We start from the raw sequence: 1,068 nt of genomic DNA, 5'->3' as shown, positions 1-1,068 counted from the left end.
CCGCCGGGACTGCTGCTGGCGCCACTGCCACCGGCGCCGCCACCGACCCGTCCAGGCCCGCGGCCGAACCGACCAGGCCCGCGGGCCGGACCGGGTCCGGGGAATTCAAGGAAGCACTCCCAACGTCCGCGCTGCAGGTCCGGCCGCCCGCGGAAGAGGTGGAACGCCGCAACGCCGAACGCGAACAGGCCGCCAACGCCAAGCCGGTCGCACCCCGCGTGATGCAGGTCCTGCTCGCCATCTGCTACCCCGTGATCCTGCTGGTCCTGGCCGTCCGCGCCGTGACCAGCCCGCTCTTCCTCTGGGTGGAGTACAACCGCCCCGGCTTCCCCGGCGACGGCTACGGCTTCAACACCGACGACCGCATGACCTACGGTTCGTACGCCGTTGACTACCTGAGCAACTGGTCCGGCCCGCGCTACCTCGGCGAACTCGTCAACCGTGCCGGGGATCCGCTCTTCAAGGACGGCGAAGTCAGCCACATGGCCGACGTCAAGCTAGTGATGCTGTCCTCCTTCGGCGGCGGCGTCCTGCTGGCCCTGCTCAGCATCATCGCCATCCTCTACCTGCGCCGCCGCAGCACCGGCGGTGTCCGGCGCGGCCTCTTCGCCGGCTCGATCGCCACCCTCGTGATCATCCTCGGCCTTGGCGCCCTCGCGGTGCTCGGCTGGGAGCAGTTCTTCACCGAGTTCCACCGGATCTTCTTCGCCAACGGTACGTGGACGTTCTCCCTGCAGGACACCCTGATCCGGCTGTTCCCGGGCCAGTTCTGGGTGGACGCCGGGATTGTGATCGGCGCGCTGGTGTTCCTGGCTTCCCTCGTCACCCTGATCCTGACCTGGCCCACCCGGAGGCGCCGGGGCCTGGCGCCCCGGGTCCGGGAAACCGCCACGGCGGACGGAACCGGCAGCGTGGACGCCACGGAACTCAAGGGCCGCCGCTTCAAGCGGGCACGCACCGGCTCCGGCGCCACCGCCGCACCGGCGACCGAACCCACCGTCGGCGGCGTCGATACCGACGCCGCCCAGGCGTCCGGCCGCGAGGCCAAGTCCTAAACGGTTCACACAC

1 protein-coding gene is annotated in these 1,068 nt (G+C 70.5%); it reads left to right on the top strand.

Annotation, left to right across the window (positions count from 1 at the left end):
* The coding region (locus AC1DHD_RS16345; RefSeq protein WP_476880707.1) for a TIGR01906 family membrane protein at positions 1-1,055 on the top strand (1,055 nt) is incomplete at its 5' end.
* Positions 1,056-1,068 lie beyond the last annotated feature (13 nt).

This window comes from Arthrobacter sp. 05L45_2 (genome assembly GCF_056397525.1).
The sequence above is the reverse complement of the archived record's forward strand: the minus strand, read 5'-3'. Positions and strand labels throughout refer to the sequence as shown.